This window comes from Virgibacillus proomii, assembly GCF_018916875.1.
GTDB classification, from domain to species: Bacteria; Bacillota; Bacilli; order Bacillales; family Amphibacillaceae; genus Virgibacillus; species Virgibacillus proomii_B.
Genome location: NZ_JAHLNO010000010.1, coordinates 31817 through 54154 on the forward strand (window position 1 = coordinate 31817; position 22338 = coordinate 54154).

General features: G+C 36.4%; 18 protein-coding genes and 1 pseudogene. 12 read left to right on the top strand and 7 right to left on the bottom strand.

Going from position 1 to position 22338, the window contains the following annotated elements; all coding sequences use genetic code 11:
* Positions 1-1302: 1302 nt before the first annotated feature.
* A complete protein-coding gene (gene addB / locus KQI21_RS04940) occupies positions 1303-4800 on the top strand; it encodes a helicase-exonuclease AddAB subunit AddB (protein ID WP_216482916.1) in 3498 nt (1165 codons plus the stop codon).
* On the top strand, positions 4794-8507 hold the full coding sequence (gene addA / locus KQI21_RS04945) for a helicase-exonuclease AddAB subunit AddA (RefSeq protein WP_216482917.1): 3714 nt from the start codon (positions 4794-4796) through the stop codon (positions 8505-8507). The genes addB and addA overlap by 7 nt, the downstream gene beginning before the upstream one ends.
* Before the next feature lie 328 nt (positions 8508-8835).
* On the opposite strand, the gene KQI21_RS04950 is transcribed toward addA, so the two are convergent.
* From KQI21_RS04950 to KQI21_RS04975, 6 genes are all read right to left on the bottom strand, one after another.
* Positions 8836-9054 carry a spore germination protein gene (locus tag KQI21_RS04950; RefSeq protein ID WP_216482922.1) on the bottom strand — a complete coding sequence of 73 codons (219 nt, stop codon included), beginning with the start codon at positions 9052-9054 and terminating at the stop codon, positions 8836-8838.
* A gap of 230 nt (positions 9055-9284) precedes the next feature.
* A complete protein-coding gene (locus KQI21_RS04955; protein ID WP_216482923.1) occupies positions 9285-9650 on the bottom strand; it encodes a spore germination protein GerPE in 366 nt (121 codons plus the stop codon).
* Between the two features lie 9 nt (positions 9651-9659).
* Complete coding sequence (locus KQI21_RS04960; RefSeq protein ID WP_077317822.1) at positions 9660-9836, bottom strand: spore germination protein GerPD; 177 nt, start codon at positions 9834-9836, stop codon at positions 9660-9662.
* Positions 9837-9838: 2 nt separating this feature from the next.
* Positions 9839-10426: a spore germination protein GerPC gene (gerPC, locus tag KQI21_RS04965; RefSeq protein WP_216482924.1), complete on the bottom strand. Its 588-nt coding sequence runs from the start codon at positions 10424-10426 to the stop codon at positions 9839-9841.
* 72 nt (positions 10427-10498) lie between these two features.
* Complete coding sequence (locus KQI21_RS04970) at positions 10499-10702, bottom strand: spore germination protein GerPB (RefSeq protein WP_216482926.1); 204 nt, start codon at positions 10700-10702, stop codon at positions 10499-10501.
* Between the two features lie 19 nt (positions 10703-10721).
* Positions 10722-10934, bottom strand: a complete 213-nt coding sequence (locus KQI21_RS04975; RefSeq protein WP_077317819.1) for a spore germination protein — start codon at positions 10932-10934, stop codon at positions 10722-10724.
* A 303-nt stretch (positions 10935-11237) separates the two neighbouring features.
* Between KQI21_RS04975 and KQI21_RS04980 the strand changes: the two genes are divergently transcribed.
* From KQI21_RS04980 to KQI21_RS05015, 8 genes and pseudogenes are all read left to right on the top strand, one after another.
* Positions 11238-11420 (top strand): hypothetical protein, encoded by a 183-nt coding sequence (locus KQI21_RS04980; protein ID WP_216482928.1) that lies wholly within the window; start codon positions 11238-11240, stop codon positions 11418-11420.
* A gap of 65 nt (positions 11421-11485) precedes the next feature.
* Positions 11486-11731 carry a DUF418 domain-containing protein gene (locus KQI21_RS04985; protein WP_216482930.1) on the top strand — a complete coding sequence of 82 codons (246 nt, stop codon included), beginning with the start codon at positions 11486-11488 and terminating at the stop codon, positions 11729-11731.
* Positions 11732-12020: 289 nt separating this feature from the next.
* A complete protein-coding gene (locus tag KQI21_RS04990) occupies positions 12021-12722 on the top strand; it encodes a lantibiotic protection ABC transporter ATP-binding protein (protein WP_216482931.1) in 702 nt (233 codons plus the stop codon).
* Between the two features lie 14 nt (positions 12723-12736).
* Positions 12737-13495, top strand: a complete 759-nt coding sequence (locus KQI21_RS04995) for a lantibiotic immunity ABC transporter MutE/EpiE family permease subunit (RefSeq protein WP_216482932.1) — start codon at positions 12737-12739, stop codon at positions 13493-13495.
* A 2-nt stretch (positions 13496-13497) separates the two neighbouring features.
* Positions 13498-14262, top strand: coding sequence for a lantibiotic immunity ABC transporter MutG family permease subunit (locus tag KQI21_RS05000; RefSeq protein ID WP_216482934.1), 765 nt, complete (start codon positions 13498-13500; stop codon positions 14260-14262).
* Between the two features lie 25 nt (positions 14263-14287).
* Complete coding sequence (locus tag KQI21_RS05005; RefSeq protein WP_216482936.1) at positions 14288-14956, top strand: response regulator transcription factor; 669 nt, start codon at positions 14288-14290, stop codon at positions 14954-14956.
* The gene (locus tag KQI21_RS05010; protein ID WP_216482938.1) at positions 14947-16329 is read left to right on the top strand and encodes a sensor histidine kinase; all 1383 of its coding nucleotides are present in this window, start codon (positions 14947-14949) and stop codon (positions 16327-16329) included. The genes KQI21_RS05005 and KQI21_RS05010 overlap by 10 nt, the downstream gene beginning before the upstream one ends.
* A gap of 295 nt (positions 16330-16624) precedes the next feature.
* Positions 16625-16843 (top strand): annotated as a pseudogene (locus tag KQI21_RS05015) (recombinase family protein); the annotation flags it as partial.
* A gap of 150 nt (positions 16844-16993) precedes the next feature.
* On the opposite strand, the gene KQI21_RS05020 reads toward KQI21_RS05015, so the two are convergent.
* A complete protein-coding gene (locus KQI21_RS05020; protein ID WP_216482939.1) occupies positions 16994-18190 on the bottom strand; it encodes an ornithine--oxo-acid transaminase in 1197 nt (398 codons plus the stop codon).
* Between the two features lie 1149 nt (positions 18191-19339).
* Between KQI21_RS05020 and KQI21_RS05025 the strand changes: the two genes are divergently transcribed.
* Together KQI21_RS05025 and KQI21_RS05030 are read left to right on the top strand one after the other, a co-directional pair.
* Positions 19340-19705 carry a YisL family protein gene (locus tag KQI21_RS05025; protein ID WP_216482940.1) on the top strand — a complete coding sequence of 122 codons (366 nt, stop codon included), beginning with the start codon at positions 19340-19342 and terminating at the stop codon, positions 19703-19705.
* Between the two features lie 869 nt (positions 19706-20574).
* Positions 20575-22062, top strand: a complete 1488-nt coding sequence (locus KQI21_RS05030; protein WP_216482941.1) for an alpha-amylase family glycosyl hydrolase — start codon at positions 20575-20577, stop codon at positions 22060-22062.
* The last annotated feature ends 276 nt before the right edge of the window (positions 22063-22338 follow it).

Consider the following 22338-nt stretch of genomic DNA (forward strand, 5'->3'; position numbering starts at 1 on the left):
GGTAAACGGAGCGCAGACGAGCTTCATCTATTTAGAACTTAAAATTTTTATTACGTTACATCAACTTTAGTGATAAAATTTTTGCGTTCTAATGTACAAACAAATTCGTTGTCTCATTTTTACCGGGCTTTTTGTACATTCTCTTATAGCGTGGATATCTTAAAGTTTTGTGATCTGTAAGTATTCGCGGGCAGTTGATTCCCAAATCTTCTTTGTTACATAAAAGGGAGTTCATCTGTCCGCTTCTATGTTTCTTGTCTTGGAACCTATATCCGTTTTATACTTTGAAAGTAGCTTCGTTTAGCTCATACGCTCAAGCTGTAGCAGACTTCAAGCTTTTTCCTGCGATAAGTCAACATCGGCTCAAATTTAAAGGAAAGCCGACTAAAAGCGGGCTTACCGCTCAAGGCTGGGCATACCCCTGTTAGAGGGGGATGTTCCTTTTATCCCGCATGTAAGGTGCCGTAAGTCTCCCTCAAGGGATAGAGATATGGAGAAAGTGTAAGAGGGGGAAAACGGCACCTAAATGCCCGATTCGTTCAACTAACATTCCGTGTGAAAAGCATTCCACGGAATGAAGTTTCACTTTATCCCGCATGTAAGGTGCCGTAAGTCTCCCTCAAAGGGATAGAGATATGGAGAAAGTGTAAGAGGGGGAAAACGGCACCTAAATGCCCGATTCGTTCAACTAACATTCCGTGTGAAAAGCATTCCACGGAATGAAGTTTCACTTTATCCCGCATGTAAGGTGCCGTAAGTCTCCCTCAAAGGGATAGAGATATGGAGAAAGTGTAAGAGGGGGAAAACGGCACCTAAATGCCCGATTCGTTCAACTAACATTCCGTGTGAAAAGCATTCCACGGAATGAAGTTTCACTTTATCCCGCATGTAAGGTGCCGTAAGTCTCCCTCAAGGGATAGAGATATGGAGAAAGTGTAAGAGGGAGAAAACAGCACCTAAATGCCCGATTGATTCATCTGACATTTCTTGGGAAAAGCATTCCAAGAAATGAAGTTTCCTTTTTATCTCGTCAGGGCTCTGCCGTTCGTACGTTGCTAACCGAGCGTTTTTAGCTTTTGTTCTACTATAGGAAAGTATAAAATTTTAGGGTTTATAGTATAAGAAAAACTACAGCTTTCGCTAAAGACTTGGCGACAAGCCAAGTTTTTCTAATATCCAAGTGCACTAGGATAATCAGTTGTTGGAACGATTCTTTATCTCATTACTCTAAATTAGGATCAATGAGGATAGTCGATGCAATGTTTTAACCATATACTTATTTTTAAGGGAAGGAGAAGTGTTATGGGACTACGATTTATAACAGGTCGTTCAGGAACGGGAAAAAGTGGTCGTATCTTCGATGAAATAAAGGAAAAATTGCAGGGGGATCCACAAGGTCCTGCTATTTTTTATATCGTTCCAGATCAAATGACATTTCAGCAGGAGTATAATTTGTTTAAGGATCAGGATATACAAGGCAGTATCCGAGCTCAAGTAGTCAGCTTTTCCCGGCTTGCTTGGAGGGTTTTACAAGAGACTGGTGGGGGAACAAAGCAATTTATCAGTATAGTGGGCATTCAAATGATGCTTCGAAAAATTATGGAAGAAAAGCAGGGAGAGTGGCATGTATTCCAAAAAGCAATGGAAAAGCAAGGTTTTCTTGAGCAACTGGAAGGCATGATTACGGAATTTAAACGCTATGCTGTTACCCCTGAATTATTACATGCACAAATTGAGCAAATTAATAGTTATGTACATAAAGAGCCGGAGGAAGAGGGCTTGGTAAACAAACTGAAGGATTTGTTTTATATTTATGAGCGACTTATATTCTCCTTGCAAGGCAAGTATATGGATGGTGAAGATCAATTAAAGCTGCTTGCAGATAAAATTGCTAACGCCACTGTCTTAATCGATGCAGAAGTTTATTTGGATGGGTTTCATCGATTTACACCAATAGAGCTGATGGTTGTAGAAGCATTGCTAAAAAAATGTAAGACCGTTACAGTAGCTTTAACAGTTGATAAACTAGAGGATGATACCATCACTGAAATAGATTTATTTTATCAAACAACAGAAACATATCATTTATTAAAGGAAATTGCAGAAGCGAACAATGTAGTGATTGAAGAAACAATCGAACTTGACTCGGCAGATGGGCGTTTTCGTGATCGGCCGTATTTTGCTCATTTGGAACGCTATTTTGATGAGCGACCGGCACCTTTCTACAATGGCGATGTTCCATTACAAATTGCAGAAGCCGTACATCCGCGTGCGGAAGTGGAAGGAGCCGCTCAAGAGATTATTCGGCTTGTCCGTGATGAAGGTTACCGTTATCAGGATATTGCTTTATTTATTAGACAAACTGAAGTATATCATGATCTGATTGCGACTATTTTCCGTGATTATGGTATCCCAGTGTTTATTGATGAGAAGAAAACCATGTTAAACCATGCACTGATTGAATTTATTCGTTCTGTATTAGAAGTGGTAGAAGGTAATTGGCGTTATGATGCAGTATTTCGAGTATTAAAGACGGGGTTTGTCCCTGCCTCCGATTCAGCGTATCCGCTCACACCTGATGCGATTGATGAGTTGGAAAATTACGTGTTGGAATATGGGATTCTTTCTAGACAAAGCTGGTTATCGAAAGAGGAATGGGTCTTCCAACGGTTTCGCGGCTTTGATCAAATAGCACAAACAGATAAGGAGCTTGATATTCAAAAGCGGATTAATTGTTATCGCAGACAAGTGGTTCAAGCATTAAAGGAATTTGATACCACCATGAGACAAGCTCAAACGGTACAAGAACAATGCGAATGCCTATATAATTTGCTGGAAAATCTGGAGGTTCCTTATCGTTTAGAACAAATGAGAACAGCATATGATGAGCGTGCCGAACTGGAAAAAGGGAGCGAGCAGGAGCAAGTATGGGATGCTGTTATTCAATTATTTGATGAAATGGTTGAGATAGCTAGCGAAGAGAAGATGTCATTAGATACATTTCGTAAGATGCTGGAGGCGGGATTTCAAACATTAAAGTTTGCCCATGTCCCTCCAAGTATTGACCATGTTATTGTGGGAACAATCGATCGTTCGCGAATCAGTGGAATTCGTTGTGCTTTTTTACTAGGAGTAAATGAAGGTGTATGGCCGATGAAGCCACAAGCTGATGGGTTGATTAGTGAACGGGAAAGAGAGTTACTAGCAAGTCATGGATTACAGCTTGCAGAAACGAGTAAGCGTCAATTATTAGACGATTGGTTTTATATATACATTGCCTTTACGATAGCTAGTGACCGGTTATGGATAAGCTATTCTTTAAGTGATGAAGAAGGTAACACGAAAATCCCATCACAGCTAATTAAGCGAATAGAGGCACTGTTTCCAAATTGCTGTGATCACGTATTACTCCAAGAGCCAGATGAGTTGTTAGAAGCAGATCGTTTTATTACCACGCCGGTAAAAACGAGATCTGCCTTAACAGCTCAACTAGCAAGAAACCTTAAAGGGTATCCTGTGAAAGAGATTTGGTGGTATGTTCTTAATTGGTATATAGAAAATGAACGGAAACATGATACGACTTATCGTATTTTACAAAGTTTATATTACCAAAACACCCCTCTTGATCTATCAGAAGAAACGGTGAAACAACTTTACCCCAAACAGGTAAATGCCAGTGTGTCACGTTTGGAGACTTATTATCGATGTTCATACCAGCATTTTGCTAAGTATAGTCTAGGTTTAGAGGAGCGGCGAACTTACAAATTAGATGCACCGGACATTGGACAACTATTCCATGAAGCATTAAAAACGGTCACCGAATGGATTCAAACAGAGGGAAAGGAATTTTCACAATTAAGTAAGGAAGATGCCAAGGCATATGCACATCAAGCAGTTACACAGTTAGCACCAATTTTACAACATCAAATCTTGCATAGCTCGAATCGTTATCAATATATTCAGCAAAAGTTAGAAGAAGTAATTGCCAGAGCAACATATGTACTTAGTGAACAAGCAAGACAAAGTTATTTTTCACCAGTAGGGTTAGAAGTAGGTTTTGGACAAAATCAAGAACTGCCACCATTAAAAATCCCATTAAATAATGGATTTGAGTTAATGCTTCGCGGCAGGATTGACCGTGTCGATAAGGCGATGAAGGATGATTCATTATTCTTAAGGATTATCGATTATAAATCAAGTGAAAAAACGTTGAATTTACTGGAGGTCTATTATGGTTTAGCGCTACAAATGCTCACTTATCTGGATGTTGTTTTAACATATTCAGAAAGATGGTTAGGCATTGAGGCGACACCAGCAGGAGTATTGTACTTTCATGTGCATAACCCAATAATTTCAGAAAAAGGTAAGCTAGATGATGAAAAGATAGCAAAAGAACTATTCAAGCAATATAAAATGCAAGGTTTATTATTATCCGATGAAGAGACCATTAAATTAATGGATAAAACATTAGAATCTGGAACAAGTCAAATCATTCCTGCATCGATAAAGAAAAACGGCGAGTTTGGAAGTCACTCCAAAGTAGCTGATGAACAAATTTTTGCTAGTTTAAGACAATATATCCATCAATTGATGATAAAGGCAGGTATGGATATAACAAGCGGTGGTATCCATTTAAACCCGTTCCAGCATAAGCAACAGGTTGCTTGTAAATATTGTCCGTTCCAACCTGTTTGTCAATTTGATCCAACAATGCCAATGAATCATTATCGTAAGTTGACTGATATGTCCGATGAAGAGATAATTAAACATATTCGACAGAAGGAGGAAACCTCATGGTAAACTGGACAAAAGAACAAGAGGCTGCAATCTATACCGAGGGAAGTGATGTATTAGTTGCCGCAGCTGCCGGTTCAGGGAAAACAGCAGTATTAGTAGAACGAATTATTCAAAAGCTGCTTGATAAAGATAATCCTGTTGATATTGATTCTTTGCTTGTCGTTACGTTTACCAATGCGGCAGCTCAGGAAATGCGTAATCGAGTTGGTGCAGCTTTAGAAAAGGCGCTTGCTGAAAATCCCTCTTCTATCCATTTAAAAAAACAATTATCCCTATTACAACGGGCATCGATCTCAACCTTGCATGCTTTTTGTCTTGACGTTGTGAAGCAATATGCATACTTACTGGATATCGATCCATCATTTCGCATCGCGAATGATATAGAAGCAGAAATGATTAAACAAGAGGTGTTAGACGATTTAATGGAAGACTGGTATGGCTCTGATGCAGTCAACCAAGATATGTTCTTTCAGGTTGTTGACCGTTTCTCTAATGACCGAAGTGATACAGATGTCGAAACGTTAATCTTGCAGTTGTATGATTTTGCGGTAAAAAACCCATGGCCAATTAAATGGCTGGATCAACTCGCTAGCACGTATGAAGTACCTGATGATGTGCAGGAAGAAAAATTAACATGGCTAACGATATTAAAACGGGAAATAACCGATCAACTGCTGGCAATGGAACAAGAAATAATGAAAGCAATGAATCTAACAAAAGAAAGTGATGGACCTTATCATTACGCTGAAACGATAGAGCAGGATTTCATGCTAGTTCAAGAGGCGAAGTGTTGTGTGAATGATTGGCAACAGCTGCATGAGTTGTTCCATACTAGTAAATTCCGTACATTGTCTCGTAAAAAGCCAGAAGTAAACGAGGATAAAAAGAAACAAGTTAGGAAAATACGCGATAGCTATAAAAAGCGTTGGACGGATATGAAAGAAAACTGGTTTAGTAGAAATTTAGCTAGTCATTTACAGGATATGCGCGAAATGGCTCCGGTTATTAAACATGTAGCCTATTTAGTAAAAACATTTAAAACCCGATTCGATGAAGAAAAAAGAGAACGAGCTTTGGTTGACTTTTCGGATTTAGAACATTTATGTTTACAAGTATTAATGGACGATGATGAAACAAATCGACCAGTTCCATCTAGAGTAGCATTAGGTTTTCAAAAGAATTTCTCTGAGATACTTATCGATGAGTACCAAGATACAAACCTTGTACAAGAGACGATCTTAGAATTAATCAGTGATGTGAATGGTACAGGAAATCGTTTTATGGTTGGCGATGTAAAGCAAAGCATTTATCGTTTCCGTCATGCAGAACCATCCTTGTTTATTAACAAATATAATCGTTTTGCAGATAAAGAGAACTCTGGAATCCGAATTGATTTATCGCGTAATTTTCGAAGCAGAGAACGGGTGTTAACCGGAACGAACTATTTATTTCGCCAAATTATTGATCAACCGCTAGGGGAAATAAATTACGATGAAAAAGCAATGCTTATCTATGGCAATAAAATGTATGATGCGTTTCCCCATCAAACACCTAATCCGGAATTAATTATCATTGATCGTAAAGCAGCTGATCAAGAAAGAACTGCAAATGAGGAAATAATTGATTTGGAAAAAGCAGAATTAGAAGCACGTATGTATGCAAAAAAAATTAAAGAATGGATTGGTAATGAAGATACTCCGCCTTTACAAGTAGTTGATAAAGGAACACAAACACAGCGTGATTTGCAATATCGAGATATTGTCATTCTACTGCGTTCGATGACTGATGCACCAATTATCGTTGATGAATTAAAACAACAAGGTATTCCTGTTTATGCAGAGCTATCGACAGGCTATTTTGAAGCGATGGAGGTTAAAATTATCATCAGCTTACTAAAAGTCGTTGATAATCCTCGGCAAGATATTCCGCTAGCTGCTGTGTTGCGCTCACCAATTGTTGGCTTAAACGAAGAAGAACTGGCAGCGATTCGTTTGGCCGGTAAGAACGTAACCTATTATGATGCATTAGTTTCCTATGTTAACGAGCACTCCAACAGTACTGCTAGGAAGGCAGAACAGTTTTTGGAAAAACGGGAACTCTATCGAAATGCTGCCAGACAGGATTCCTTATCAGATCTCATATGGAAGATTTATCGAGAGACCGGTTACTATGATTTTGTCGGCGGTATGCCGGGAGGAAGGCAGCGCCAAGCGAACCTCCGTGCCTTGTATGATCGGGCACGTACGTATGAAACAACATCGTTCCGTGGATTATTTCGCTTTTTGCGTTTTATTGAACGAATGGAGGAGCGGGGCGATGATTTAGGTGCAGCAAGGGCATTAAGCGAGCAAGAAGATGTAGTCCGTGTTATGACAATCCATAAAAGTAAAGGATTGGAATTTCCAGTTGTCCTTTTGGGAGGCATGGAAAAGCAATTTAATCTTAACGATTTAAATAAGAAATATTTGTTGCATAAGGATTATGGGTTTGCAAGTAAATATATTGATCCAGTAAAACGAATTACGTATCCTACGCTATATTATCATGCATTAAAACGGGAAATGTTAAGAGAACAATTGGCTGAAGAAATGCGTGTGCTATATGTGGCATTAACCCGAGCTAAAGAAAAGCTTGTCATGATTGGTAACGTGACTTCATTTGAAAAAAAACAGGAGAAATGGGAAAAAATATGTGATCATCAAGAATGGGTACTTCCTGTATATTTTCGTATCGAAGCAAAATCGTATTTGGATTGGGTTGCGCCTGCTTTACTTCGTCACCGTGACAGTAATATACTACGAACGGAAGAGTTGGAGAAAAATATGGACACAAGTATCAAGAACGATATATCTACTTGGGATATTCAAGTTCTTCATGCGAGTGAGCTGGCAGCATTAGAAAAAACGGAAGATGAAAAGGATAAGCAGCTTTATAAACATATTACGAAATGGGAAACCCTATCATTATCAGATCAACGATTAAAGCAGCAAGTCGATAGCCGATTAGATTTTGCTTATCCATACAACGATGCCGCTATTTCTAGAGCCAAACAGACTGTGACAGAATTAAAACGCCAGCAGGAATTAAAGGATGAATATAGTGGAGATCAGTTGATTGCTCCCTTTAAGAAACCGATCATCAAACGTCCTGCCTTTATACAGCGACAAAAAACGATGACTTCTGCTGAACGTGGGACTGCCATGCATACAGCTATGCAACATTTACCATTTAATAGAGCTTTAACGAAGATGGAAATTAGAGAAGAGCTGGAAAAAATGGTAGAAAAAGAGATATTAAGTAAAGAGGCAGCTTCGCAAATTGATCTGTCGGCCGTTGAACAGTTCTATCAAACCGATATTGCTGCATATATGATAAATGCTTCATATGTATATCGAGAAGTCCCGTTCAGTCTTACGCTTCCTGCAAATGAAGTATATTCGAACTGGAAAGATGAACAAGCTGAGCGTGTATTAATTCAAGGTGTCATTGACGCTATTATTGAACAAGACAACGGTGTAATCATTATTGATTATAAAACAGATGCCATTTATGAGGAATGGACAGAGGAAACGAAAGAAAAAATGATGAACCGCTATAAGACACAAATGAAGTTATATCGCTATGCAGTTGAAACGATCTGGAAACAGCCGGTGTTACAGACCTACTTATACTTCTTTACTAAACATGAGGTTGCTCTTATGCAAGCATGAAAAAAATACAGATGCCGTGGATCAGTTTTCCACGGCATGTTTGACAGATTATGTTGTAATTAATATACTTCCCGAGGTAGTTAGTAGCTCGTCGTGAAGTTTTAGCGCTTGAGCTTAGAAAACCCTCTTATTTTCACGGTAAGTTAACTGTTGCCGAATTCTCCTTTTCAAGGACAGAGGAAACTACGGCAGCAATGTATCCGTTTTTCCAAGAGCGCCTGAGAATTTAGACTTTGCTTTACTTTTTTTAGAAAAAAAGCAAGCCTTTGAACAAAGTTTGACTTTCCGCCTTTAGGTTTTACGGCCACTAAGCTAAGCGCCTCTAGCTTTATGCATTTGCAGTTTGGGTTTGGTCGTTTATATCCGGATCAAATGGATTGGTTGAACTAAGGCCATTATTGGTACGTGTAAAATCTCCTGTATTTAATGAGCCGGAACCGGCATTTGTTTTGGAAGAACTTTTAGGTGATACATAAAAGGAATCTCCAAAATTGACAACTCCTCCACCTACATTAACAATTTTGATTGGTCCAACGATTGAGGGCATGTGATACCACCTTTTAAAAAATCTATTTCTATAGATTATGAAATTTAATGAGAATGGTGTGTACATTTGTCACCCATTAATAGGAAGCAATATGGCGATTTTACCCAAAAAGAAGTTATTTATTATGGATAGAAGTTTTACTTTATTTGTAATGGACTCGCCTCAATATACAAATTACTTTGTAGTATTTAGCAGTACAGAGGAAAAATGATGCCATGGGAACTTAAATACTATTGCCTTAGTTTGCGAAAATGCTTTATCCTTGCTTCTGCTCTTCCTTTACTTAAGCTGCCGACTTGCATTAAAGAAGAACTGCTAACTCCAATAACACTTATTGCTGTTATATTTATCGTCCCGGTCTGATTTAAGGTTGTCTTTTTCACTGTGAGCTTTGGCTTAGGCCAGTTTGCTTGCCGATTGAAAAGGGGATAGGCAAACGTTTCTTCATCAGCCTCAGTAAAAATGGGGCACTCTTTTTGCACGGCAATTCCGTTGGAGTTTAACTGAGCATATTCCGTATCGCCAATGGAAAGAGTACTGCTAAATGAGAAGGAATTCGTATAGATGTTTCCGACATTTACTAATCGCTTATACATATAATCACCTTATGTTAATGCCAATGGAACAATATTCCCCACAGTAAATGCTTCCGGTGGAGTATCAAAAAAGGATGATAAAATAAATTCATCATTATCACCAATTAAAAAAACAGATGAAGCAGAAACATTATCAACTTGAATGTTTCCAACGTTAAGACCCCAATTATGGACTTCCATGATCATACTTATTCTCCTTTATGCTGATTATTTTGCATGTAATTTTTTAAGGATTGATGAATTTCAGCTTTGATTTTATCCGTGATAAAAGCATGCAATTCTTCTTGTGTATGAATCTTCTTTTGATAGGCTTCATTTTCATAAAAGGCAATTCGTCCAGGCAGTTGCTTTTCTATATCTTGAATGAGGATGGAAGGATAACCGTCATCTAAACGTGTATTATGTTCAACAGCTAATTGATGGATAATGGATGGACCGGATTGTTGCAAGTAAGCACTTAATTCTGCTTGAATCGTTTGTTTTAAGGGTGGTGGATAATTAGGTGAATTTGTATTCGTCGTTGGATTAATAAAATTAGTATCTTCTAAGTTAGCTAAATCCTGTGGTGAAAGGCCAATATGCAGTGTCCCATCCAAGCGTTCAATTTTAAGTTGATCAAAGTGATATTCAATTTTTTCAATTTTATTTGACTTTGCATTCTGTAGATTTTCTTCTAGTTGGTTTACTCTCCTCATTAATGTCTCAATAACGGTTTCTTGTTGTCTTATATATTCATGTATATCGTACATATATTTCGTCCAATTTGGATAATTCATGAAAATAAACCCCCTTGACGATAATAGACGAATGCCTATACTAATTTATTCATTTTGTTAAAAAATGTGCAGTTATGGTGCTAGCGGAACAAGGGGAATTGCTTCACTCATTGATTCAACTACTTCTTGAGCCGGTTGAGTAAAACCACCAGTATTGTAAATATCTGATTGTGCTTGAACGCTTCCAGTGCTGCCGATTTGTAATACAGAAGAATTCGTAATTGCGCTAACTTTGATCATATAAATACTAATCGTTTGATGTACAGTAATATTCATCCTTGTGGTCCTCCAATAGTTAAGTTATTGGCTGATCAATTTTATCTTGATCATTGATAAATGTTTTTGCATAGCCAAGATTAATCCGAATTCCATGTCCTGTATTGAATGAGCCCCCACCAGCATATGTTTTGGCGTTACTATTAGGAGATATGGAATATACATCGCCAATGTTAAAAATACTGGATGAAGACAGATTAATTACTTTTACTGCTCCAACTTTTGCTGGCATATAAATTCCTCCCTTAGTGTAAGTTTATGTTAAAGGGAAAATTTGTTGAAAGCTTTAGGAGGAAATTTGCTTTTTTTCTCGTACTATAGGAAAGTATAAAATTTTAGGGTTTATAGTATAAGAAAAACTACAGCTTTCGTTAAAGACTTGGCGATAAGCCAAGTTTTTCTAACACTATAGGAAAGTATAGAACTTTATGGTTTATAGTATAAGAAAAACTATAGCTTTCGCCATAAAGACTTGGCGATAAGCCAAGTTTTTCTAAAATATTAATTGATGGAGTAAATAGAAAGGAAGGGTGTCATGCATAAGTTACCTGCACCAGTACAAGAAAAGGAGCGTCTGCATTGGATAGACGCAGCCGGAGGATTCAATATATTTGGTATTCTTATGGTGAATATCGGAGTATTCAGTGCGCCTTATTTCATCTATGGTGGTGGAGAAATTATTTGGAATGCTTCTGTTGATAGGATAACTCAGTCATAGATATATTTTTTCAAGCTAGTTTTTATACCATATTTTCATTTTTGTTTGGTTTTGGTTTGCAAGTAATGATTGACCGCTTATCTATAAAAGGCGTCCCTTATATGGCTATTTTGACAAGAAGACTATTACTCTTGTTAGGAATTGGTTTTATTCATGCCTTTTTCATCTGGTATGGAGACATTTTACTTATTTACGCTGTTGTTGGGCTTACAGCACTTTTGTTTATTCAGGTCAAGGATGAAACGATATTAATATGGGTAATTAGCTTGCTAACAGCTTTTGTTGGTATATTTACACTTATATTAGGGTAGTACCAGCGAAGCTGTCACCAACCGCAATAAGAAAATGTCAAAATTACCATAAGCTATTAATTTTAATGCTTCAACCACGTATATCCCCACCTCCCTGCCACGCTTATACATATATTTATCTTTGCACTTGTTTTAAGTGCTATTTTACACATCTTTAGACAGATGATTGAGCAGGATTCTAACTGACCAATTATCTGTTTTTTTATTTATATATCTTCTTCAATGTTGATAGAGTCTTGATTTTTTGTTGTTAAACTCCATTTATAAAGATGAAAAGGAGTTATCAAATATGAATGATAAGTATATCTTGCAAACTAAACAGCTAACCAAGAAATACAGAAGGTCGACTATTTTAAATGCTGTATCAATCAATGTAAGGAAGAACACCGTTTATGGTCTCTTGGGGCCAAATGGAGCCGGAAAATCCACAATGCTAAAGATCATATCGGGTCTGCTCAAGCCAACATCCGGAGAAGTAATTTTTAATGGAAATCAGTGGAATAGAAAGGATTTAGCTCATATTGGTTCTTTAATTGAGAGCCCCCCACTTTATGGGAATTTAACAGCTAAAGAAAATCTGGAGGTCATAAATACAATTCTTGGGTTGCCAAAAGAGCGAATCCAAGAGGTTCTTCAAATTGTGGGCTTAACAAATACGGGAAGTAAAAGAGTAATGAACTTTTCAATGGGAATGAAACAGCGTCTTGGCATTGCTCTTGCTATCTTGAATCGTCCGAAGCTATTAATCCTAGATGAACCCACTAATGGATTAGATCCTATTGGGATTCAAGAATTAAGGGAATTGATTGCTTCTTTTCCGCAGCAGGGCATGACAGTCCTTTTATCGAGCCACTTGTTATCGGAAGCTGAACATATAGCTGACGATATAGGAATTATCAGTAATGGGATACTCGGTTATGAAGGGAAATACCATTCGTATGAAAATTTAGAAAAGCTTTTTACCGATGTTGTACGAAAGCACAGAGCATAGTAGGAGGATTTAGTATGTATTTATATTTGAAATCAGAAATCTTAAAAACAAAACGAACAAAGATAAGAAAAATGTTAATGGTTATTCCCTTAATATGTTCCCTCCTTGCACTTGGCTTTAATTTTCTCGGTGGCCCAGAGATTGTACGCTTGAGTGCAGAAACAATCATCAATCATTGGGGGATATTATGGCTCTCCGTATTGATTGCTCTTACTACAGGACTTCTAAATAATCTAGAAAAAAAATCAACGAATTTTAAGACCATCATTGGCTTACCGATAAATTTTCAAAAAAAGGAAATGAGCAGAGTTTTATTAGTAATTGGATTTGTGGCACTTGGGTCTCTTCTATTAGTTACTGCTATAAGCCTAACTAGTTTGCTGATTCAGACAAGTCCATATTTAGTTTCACTCTCCTCTTGTATTTTGGCAGTTATCTTAATGTTAGTTACTTCGCTTTGGCAGGTTCCATTTTGTTTATGGCTTTCGAGAAAAACGAACTTCTTTATCACATTATTATTAAATAGCATGCTTAATTTAAATTTAGGTACACTATTTGCCCCTGCAGAAGATTGGTGGTTCGTTCCGTATAGCTGGCATTTAAGAGTGCAAATGCCTTTAACCAAACTGCACTCTAATGGAATACCCTTGCCACAAAACGATGAACTGCTGAGTTATTCAGCCATTCCAATTACTCTTGTCCTGAGCATTTTATTCTTTCTTTTACTTACTTGGATCACCGTTAGGTCGTTTAATAAAATAGAGGTGAAGTAATGATGCAACTTTACAGATGTTTACTAGGTGAGTTTAAAAAAAGAAAGAGAAGTTTATTCCTGCTATTACACTTGGCTATTCCCTTTATTTTATCTGGTACTTTGGCGATGTACTTCTTATCTAGGAATGACACGATAAGTTCAGAAGCGAGCTACGTTATTTTCTTTGAGTTAATTGGAGTCGGAACTCCGGTTATCATTTCTATCATTTGTGGAATGGTGGCTGATTCTGAAAATGAAGCAAGTCATTTTCGGAATATGCTCGGAGTGATTCAGAGCAAAACCATCTCATTCATAAGTCAAACAACAATGATGATTTTCTCTTATAGTGCTGCTATATTTTTAACGATATTAACCTATACTTTGGCTCTGAAGTTTCTAGTTGGCGTGAATGAAGTTCATTTCACTCTCTACTATTTAACAGGTATAATCTTCATTGGAACTTCAACATTTCAATATTTCTTCTATCAAGTCATTGGTTATAAGTATGGGATCGGGATTAGTAGCATATGTGGGTTCGGAGGATTGATCATCGCTGCTCTTTCTTTAACTACAATTGGAGATAAAGTATGGGGATTCCTACCTTGGGCATGGGCAAACCGATTCAGTGAATATTTAAGGAATTTTTTGAAAATAACTGATATAAAGTTAGTTACTAATTCCATGCTAATAACGGGAGTTTATTATTTCTTTATTTTAACAATAGGAATGATTATAATGAGTATTGTTTGGTTTAATCATTGGGCCGGAAGAAAAACAAATGATTAAATAGGGAAAAAAGGATGATTTAAACATGGCAAATATCTTAGCGATTGATGATGATGCTGCAATTCTAAGACTAATCAGGAAAATGTTAGAGATGAAAAATCATAAAGTTACTACTCTTCTAAGTATAAAAGATATCACAATAGAAGAAATAAATAAATATAATCTTATTTTACTGGATGTCATGATGCCAAGTGAAGATGGCTTTGAAATTTGTAAGAAAATTAGACCTCTGATTGATATACCGATCATCTTTATGACAGCCAAAAGTGATGAATCTTCTATTATTAAAGGTTTATCAATTGGTGGGGATGATTATATCGTCAAGCCTTTTAGTATACATGAAGTGAATGCGAGAATCGAGGCCCATTTAAGACGGGAATCCAGACCGAAAAGAGGAAGTAAAAGTGTGTTTATCGACGGCGACATTCTTATTGATTTGGAAGCAAAAAAGGTGATCATCCAAGGGGATGAAGTAAGTTTTACTAGGACCCAATACAGAATCTGTGAGCTACTTGCTTTGCATAAAGGGAAAATTTTTTCCAAAGAAGATATTTATGAATCTGTTTATTCAATGGAAAGTGATTCTCAAATTTCAACTATTGTTGAACATATCAGGGTAGTAAGAAAAAAGTATGCGCAATTTAACTTAGCCCCCATCAATACAGTCTGGGGTGTGGGGTATATATGGGAATAAAGAATACATTTTCGGCTTATTTTGTTAAATCAATTATAAAATTAGGATTTGCTGGTTTACTTGTATTAATGATAAATATCGGGTTCGCGATATGGGGAATCAATCAACACCTTTTGCTTCCGGCAAATGAGCCGATAAAAAAGGCAGAAAAAATCCAAAGTGAAGTTGTAAATGCGGATTATATCGATTCCAGCATCATCCCTCCTGAACTGGATTACGCCATTTTTAATAAGAAAACAAGCGAAATGATAAAGAGTAATTTGAGCCCAAGGAATAAAGAAAAAGCAAAAGAAGCTTTTCAGAATTATAGTAAGGAAAAAATGAGTTCTTTTATAAGGTATGATAGTAAAAATGAAACGATTTTGATTTATTATAACTTAAAAGTTCAGTTCGCAAACGTTGAATTGAGAAAGGTATTTCCTAACCCTGGTGTGTGGTTATCCATTTTTTCGATATTAATTTATTGTATTTATTTAGTCTGGAGTATTAGAAGTTTCTCGCAAATTATTATACAAGAAAATCAAAAGCTTATTAAAGTAGCACGAAAAATAGAAGAAAAGGATCTGAATATCGAGTTTCCACAAGTTCGATTTAATGAGTATAAAGATGTAATGGGCGCAATGGAAAGTTTATCAGAAGCACTGGTTAAATCTATTCAAAGGGAAATTGAGGTTACTAACTCGAAGGCAGAACAAATCAGTTATTTAATACATGATATAAAAATTCCGCTGACAGTGATAAAAGGGAATATAGAACTGTTGGAAGTAATGACAACCGATGACATGAAGGAAAATTTTAGTGACATTATGAATTCCATACAACAGGTTGAACGATACATTCAGGAAGTTATCGATATCAATCTGAATAACAAGCAAATAAATACAAATAAAGAAGAAGTAGCTGTCAATGATTTCTTATGCAAGCTAGAAACCGAAATAAGGAGCCTAAGTAATAATTTAATCGTCGAAGATTTTACAGAGAAAGAGACAAGCCTTTTTATAGATACAAGCCTGTTCATTCGAGCGATAAATAATATCGTACTAAACGGAATTGAAAGAACACCACAGGATGGAAAAGTACAATTGATTGTCAAGCAAGATAAAGATTTTATTCAATTCATTATCATTGATCAGGGATCTGGTTTTTCAGAGGAAGCTCTAAAAAAAGGATCTGAACTTTTCTATACCGAAAACTATGGACGGACTAATAACAGCCATTATGGATTGGGATTAACGTTCACTGAAAAAGTAATCAAGCAGCACAATGGAAAGATGAAACTGAGCAATAATGCAAGTCACTCTGGGGAGGTACTAGTAGAATTGCCGATAATAAACCGGGATTCGGAAAAAGGGTTAATAGATTGCTTGGATTAATACAAAGATAGCAAACATAATTAATTTTCTTAAATTTACACAATACGATACTCAAGGATCTGGCTCGATTGCGAAATAGAGTAACTGGAGCTTTTAACTTTATTACTCTTTTATAAAGTAGATTTTTTATCATCACCGTAACAAAAACGACCATTTCTGTACATAGTGTGAAAAATAATATTTTGTCTGCCAATCTAGCATAAATCACGTAACAAAAATGTGTAACAAAATATTTTGTAACAATATTTATTATCTGATAGTTTTGATACAATCATGTTGAAAGGTGAGGACGAAAATGAAATTTGGTAATATGCGCGTTTCAACCATTGATCAAAATTTGGATCGCCAAAAGAAGCAGCTTGAAGAATTTGGGTGCGAACGTATCTTTTTTGAAAAAGTAACAGGAACGAAACGGGATCGGCAAGAGCTAAACCGTATGTTAGAGTTTCTTCGACCAGAAGACACCGTTGTTGTAACGGATTTAACTCGTTTATCTCGCTCCGACTATAGCTTACAAATCGTGTGGAGCATTTGCTGGCTACGGTATTTCAAATTTGGATCATTAGAGTAGATATGGAGAAGTCTTACGTATAATAAAAAGCAGCTTAAGGAGAAAAACAGCCTAAATGAAAGCAGCTTGGTACATTTCAAGCTGCTTTCATTTTTATCCTTTTAATACTTCTTTGATTTTGGCAATTGCCCAGTCTAAATCATCTTTATCAATGATCAATGGTGGTGCAAATCGAATCACATTCTCATGTGTTTCCTTACAAAGTAATCCTTTTTCTTTTAAGGCTTCACAATACGGGCGAGCAGCTTCGGTCAGCTCAACACCAATAAACAATCCTTTACCCCGAACTTCTTTAATTTTAGGATTAGAAATGGTTTTAAGCTCAGCTATCATATAGTTTCCAAGTTCTAAGGATCGTTCTGATAATTTTTCTTCCTCAATTACTTCCAATGCTGCCATGGATACGGCACAAGCTAAAGGGTTACCTCCAAATGTGGAACCATGTGACCCTGGATTGAAAACACCTAAAATATCCTTGTTAGCTACTACACAAGAAATAGGAAATACTCCCCCGCCTAGAGCCTTTCCAAGAATTTGTACATCTGGTGTGACCTCTTCCCAGTCACAGGCAAACAATTTTCCAGTCCGGGCAAGCCCAGATTGAATTTCGTCAGCAATATAAAGTACATTATGTTCTTTACATACATCATAAGCTTCTTTCAAAAAGCCCTCAGGCGGAATAATAATCCCAGCTTCTCCTTGGATTGGTTCGAAAAGAAAGGCTGCTGTGTTTTCATTAATAGCGGCTTTCAATGCTTCTATATCACCATAAGGAATAATTCTAATTCCCGGAAGCATTGGACCAAAGCCACGTTTATATTCTTCTTCAGAGGATAGTGAAACAGCGGTCATGGTCCGCCCATGAAAATTACCTTCACATGCAATAATTTCTGCTTTATTTTCTGCTACGCCTTTTACATCATAAGCCCAGCGTCTTGCCGCTTTAACAGCTGTTTCAACTGCTTCAGCTCCGGTATTCATTGGAAGAACCATTTCTTTATTTGTTAGTTTACAAACCTTTTCAAACCAAGAACCTAACTGATCATTGTGAAAAGCCCGTGATGTTAAGGTTAAACGATCTGCCTGGTCCTTTAAAGCATGAATAATTTTCGGGTGACGATGTCCTTGATTGACAGCAGAGTATGCACTTAGCATGTCCATATATCGATTCCCTTCAGGATCTTCCACCCAAACACCCTCTGCTTTGGAAATAACTACAGGGAGTGGATGATAGTTTTTCGCACCGTAACTTTCTGTCTGATCAATGATTTTTTGACTTGTGAGTACCATTTGATCCCTCCGAATGTTAAAAATAGTCTACAAAATATAGTATACCAGTTTTTTAGAAAGTTCTATATAGAAAAGTGCGAACATTTTTATTTATCCCGCATGTAAGGTGCCGTAAGCCTCCCACTTCAAGACCTAAGTTGATACAAAAGGGTCTAAGTGAGGGAAAACGGCACCTAAATGCCCGATTCGTTCAACTAACATTCCGTGTAAAAAGCGTTCCACGGAATGAAGTTTCACTTTATAGAGCATGTTCAAAAGATTGGATAAAAGGAAATTTCAACGTTAGCTTGTTTTTTCGTTGCACATGTTTAAGTGTATACACTCTGTTAATTAATACTGTGTAGCGTTCGTTTTTATTATACAGAACCGCGGCTCTCTCTTCTCATTGGTGGTAACGAGGATTTGCTGAAGTCCTTCTTTCATTAATAGTATAAAGATGTCTCCGGCTTAAATACCATATCTAGCTTTGGCGGTTTAATTGTGTATAGGGTAACAAGAAAGAGACTTATACTTGTAATTAAGATAATATAAATGATAAGGAAACAGAGTTTAATAGCAATGCAATTCATTTAAAATAATTAATTAAGATGCTAATAAGAATAATTGCTAATATGGCTATTATCATAAATCCAGAGTTACCAAAAAAAAACCTGTCGAATAAATCATCATTATTCTTATTTGCGTTATGTTTACCCCTTTTTTTCATATAACTCACCTCTAATTTCGTGAAATTTGCAATAGAATAAATTCATTTAATTATACTAAATAAACAATATTTTTAAATTAATTGGAAAAATTTTGTGTTTTTTTGATTGTCATGTCTTTTTTAATATTTTAATTTTGGACCACATCTTTTTGCAAAAATAAAATCATCTTTTCAAACGGAACCGGACAGCAAATTTATGGTAGATTGCAAGTGTTTAAAATGAAATCTTTTTATAATCATGGTAAGATATTTGTAGTTGTTGAATTTATCCCGCATGTAAGGTGCCGTAAGCCTCCCACTTCAAGACCTGATTTGATACCAAAGGATCTAAGTGGGAGAAAACGGCACCTAAATGCCCGATTCGTTCAACTAACATTCAGTAGGAGATGGAAGAAAACTCCTACTGAATGAAGTTTCAATTTATACAGGGGGTATGTTTGTTAATGAATACACATTTGCATATAACTGCATGGGCACTAGGGCTGATCTTATTTGTAATTGCCTATGTGATGTACAAGCAAGGAAAAGAAAAACCTGGTAAAATAATCCATATGATTTTACGATTAGATTATCTATTAATCCTATATTCTGGTGGAGAATTAATTACTCCTTATCTTAATGGCTCACCATTATTACCGGAAGTTATTGTAAAAGGGGTTGCCGGATTGTGGGTTATTACTGCTATGGAAATGTTACTTGTTCGTCTACCAAAACAAAAGCCGCTTAAGGGCTTATGGATTCAATTTATTATCGCTTTCATTATCGTCATAGTGTTAGGGTTTTTTCGCTTACCCATGGGGATTAACTAAGCTTACCCGGCAACAAAAGGTTGTCCTTGAATAATAAGGACAGCTTTTTTTCATGTATGCTTAGAAAATATAATTAATTGATTTCTTGTCGTTCAGGAAACTATATCTGTTCGTACATGTGGATAATTTTTTTGAACTGTATCTTCATCTAGCTTAAATGCTAAAAATTGAAGCAAACTTTGAACTTTTTACGATGATAAGTCAGCATGGCTCGAATCTAAAGGAAGGCGACTAAAAGCAGGCTTGTCGCCCAATGTCGGCATACCCCTGTTTGAGAGGCATGTTTCCTTTTATCTCGTCAGGGCTCTGCCGGTTGTACGTCGCTACCAAGCACATACGCTTTTATTCACACAATATTGTCTTTTATGTTAAACGCCTTAGCAAAAATTTGAATATGAATATAGAGTGATATTTTAAAAGTGGAGCTTTAGTCTTTAAAGGACGTAAAGAAAAAGAAAGTTCACAAAAAACGATAATGCATACATTTATAATGAAAACTTCCAAAAACAATCCGACAAATAGATTCAACGTCGTCAATTAAACTCTACTTTTTGAACATCCTCGATGTATAGCTTTTATTTTGACCAACGAAGTTTTTTATCCCGTATGTAAGGTGCCGTAAGACTCCAACTTCAAGAGCCTGAGTTGGTACAAAAGGGTTTAAGTGGGAGAAAACGGCACCTAAATGCCCGATTCGTTCAAGGGCCTTTAGGTCATACCCTTCTAGGTACTAACATTCAGTAGGAGATGGAAGAAAACTCCTACTGAATGAAGTTTCACTTTATATGGGTTGATTAAGTTAATTATGTTCAAAAAAGCTTCATAATTCATAGGAAAAAAATAATGATGTTGGATGGGGGAAACGATAGATGAAACGAATTACAAGTGTAATAATAGCTGGTTTCATTCTCTTTGGTATACCAGTAATTGCTATAGCCGAGAAAAATCCAGTACAAGAAGAGATTTTTTACCGAATCCTTGTAGATCGTTATAATAATGGTAACTTTGAACAAAACAAACAAACTGATGTAGAAGATCCAAAAGCTTATCATGGTGGGGATTTGAAGGGAATTACAGATAAGCTTGATTCATTTGAAGAATTGGGTTATACAACTTTAGTGCTTTCCCCTATTATGGCAAATGCGCCAAATGGGTATCACGGATATTGGATTGAGGATTTTTATAAAATTGAAGAGCAAATTGGTGATATGAAAAATTTTAATCAACTTGTTGATGAGGCTCATAAACGAAATATAAAAGTAGTTGTTGAACTTGTTGTAAATTATATAGCTGACAGTCATCCAATAGCAAAAGATCCGACGAAAGAAGAATGGCTCGAACGTGAGGAGATAGTAGACACTCCATGGGGAGATAAGGCTGTTAAATTGAATCAGGAAAATAAGGCAGTACAAAAGTATTTATTTGATGTTACTACTTACTGGATGAAGGAGACAGATATCGATGGCTACTTATTGCATGCAGCTGATCAATCCAATCCGGAATTTATGGAACAGCTTACAGGCAAGATAAAGAAGCAGGATCCGAATTTTTATCTGTTAGCTGATGTATTAGAACCAGATAGTGACATAACTTTTTTACTGCAAAATAATAATTTGGATGCTATAGATAACCATGAGGCGCAACAAGCTATGAAGGAAGTTTTCTCTCAATTAGGAAAATCGCCGGAAGCCATATATGAAAATACAATGGCTGATCGTGAAAAGAATATGCTTTTTTTAGATGATGAAACAATGGAACGATTTACACAAGCTGTTGTAGAAAATGGCAGAAATTCGCTTACAGCCTGGAGAATGGCTTTAACGTATTTATATTCTATGCCTGGAGTACCAGTTATGTTTCAAGGATCAGAACTACCTATGGATGGAACAACGATCGAAGAAGTTCAGCGATTAGTTGAGTTTAATAGTGGTAATAAAGATTTAGTGGAGTTTTATAATCGAATTTCCTCTTTACGTAATCAGTTTCCTTCGTTACGTCAAGGTGATTATGAGTTGGTTGGGTCCGATGGTGCCATGAGTGTTTTTAAACGGACTTATGATGGACAAACAATGTTTATTGCAATCAACAATGATGAAACGACACGATCCATTTCAATCACCGATTTAGCACCAGGTAAACAATTACGTGGCTATTTAGGAGATCATACGGTTCGTGAAAATGGTAATGGAGAATATAAAATTGGTTTAGATCGTGAAACAGTTGAAGTTTTTTCTGTAACCGAGGACATTGGTCTTAACTGGCTATTTATTGGCTTTATAGTAACAGTTTTCTTTTTGTTTATAATTTCAGTCATTGTCATTTCCATGAAACAAAAGAAAAACAATTCATCCTTGTAAATAAAACGTAGATTACCAATGATGCAGTCAGAAAAGTGAAGGGTGTCTTAGATGTTAGCCTGAAAAATACTGTTTTGGTAAAAGCTAAAGAATAATTAAGCTATAGCTAGTAAAAATGTTAGCTATAGCTTAAAAAAGCATTATCATTTAATATAGGTAGGAAAGCATTCCTGTAATAAAGCAAAATGAGGATTGTACAAAAAAAGCCCTCTTGGTATGATACGAGGTGTCCAAAGCTAATCAGCAAAAAGGACCCTTAATTTAAACCAAGGAGGA

Excerpts from the sequence above, each read along its gene's own strand:
- KQI21_RS04960 (WP_077317822.1), bottom strand. The coding sequence starts at position 9,836 with ATGATCATGGAAGTCCATAATTGGGGTCTTAACGTTGGAAACATTCAA.
- KQI21_RS04950 (WP_216482922.1), bottom strand. The coding sequence starts at position 9,054 with ATGCCCTCAATCGTTGGACCAATCAAAATTGTTAATGTAGGTGGAGGA.
- KQI21_RS05025 (WP_216482940.1), top strand. The coding sequence starts at position 19,340 with ATGAATACACATTTGCATATAACTGCATGGGCACTAGGGCTGATCTTA.
- gerPC (WP_216482924.1), bottom strand. The coding sequence starts at position 10,426 with ATGAATTATCCAAATTGGACGAAATATATGTACGATATACATGAATAT.
- KQI21_RS05010 (WP_216482938.1), top strand. The coding sequence starts at position 14,947 with ATGGGAATAAAGAATACATTTTCGGCTTATTTTGTTAAATCAATTATA.
- KQI21_RS04955 (WP_216482923.1), bottom strand. The coding sequence starts at position 9,650 with ATGTATAAGCGATTAGTAAATGTCGGAAACATCTATACGAATTCCTTC.
- KQI21_RS04980 (WP_216482928.1), top strand. The coding sequence starts at position 11,238 with ATGCATAAGTTACCTGCACCAGTACAAGAAAAGGAGCGTCTGCATTGG.
- KQI21_RS05000 (WP_216482934.1), top strand. The coding sequence starts at position 13,498 with ATGCAACTTTACAGATGTTTACTAGGTGAGTTTAAAAAAAGAAAGAGA.
- KQI21_RS05020 (WP_216482939.1), bottom strand. The coding sequence starts at position 18,190 with ATGGTACTCACAAGTCAAAAAATCATTGATCAGACAGAAAGTTACGGT.
- KQI21_RS04985 (WP_216482930.1), top strand. The coding sequence starts at position 11,486 with ATGATTGACCGCTTATCTATAAAAGGCGTCCCTTATATGGCTATTTTG.
- KQI21_RS05005 (WP_216482936.1), top strand. The coding sequence starts at position 14,288 with ATGGCAAATATCTTAGCGATTGATGATGATGCTGCAATTCTAAGACTA.
- addA (WP_216482917.1), top strand. The coding sequence starts at position 4,794 with ATGGTAAACTGGACAAAAGAACAAGAGGCTGCAATCTATACCGAGGGA.
- KQI21_RS04995 (WP_216482932.1), top strand. The coding sequence starts at position 12,737 with ATGTATTTATATTTGAAATCAGAAATCTTAAAAACAAAACGAACAAAG.
- KQI21_RS04990 (WP_216482931.1), top strand. The coding sequence starts at position 12,021 with ATGAATGATAAGTATATCTTGCAAACTAAACAGCTAACCAAGAAATAC.
- KQI21_RS04970 (WP_216482926.1), bottom strand. The coding sequence starts at position 10,702 with ATGAATATTACTGTACATCAAACGATTAGTATTTATATGATCAAAGTT.
- KQI21_RS05030 (WP_216482941.1), top strand. The coding sequence starts at position 20,575 with ATGAAACGAATTACAAGTGTAATAATAGCTGGTTTCATTCTCTTTGGT.
- KQI21_RS04975 (WP_077317819.1), bottom strand. The coding sequence starts at position 10,934 with ATGCCAGCAAAAGTTGGAGCAGTAAAAGTAATTAATCTGTCTTCATCC.
- addB (WP_216482916.1), top strand. The coding sequence starts at position 1,303 with ATGGGACTACGATTTATAACAGGTCGTTCAGGAACGGGAAAAAGTGGT.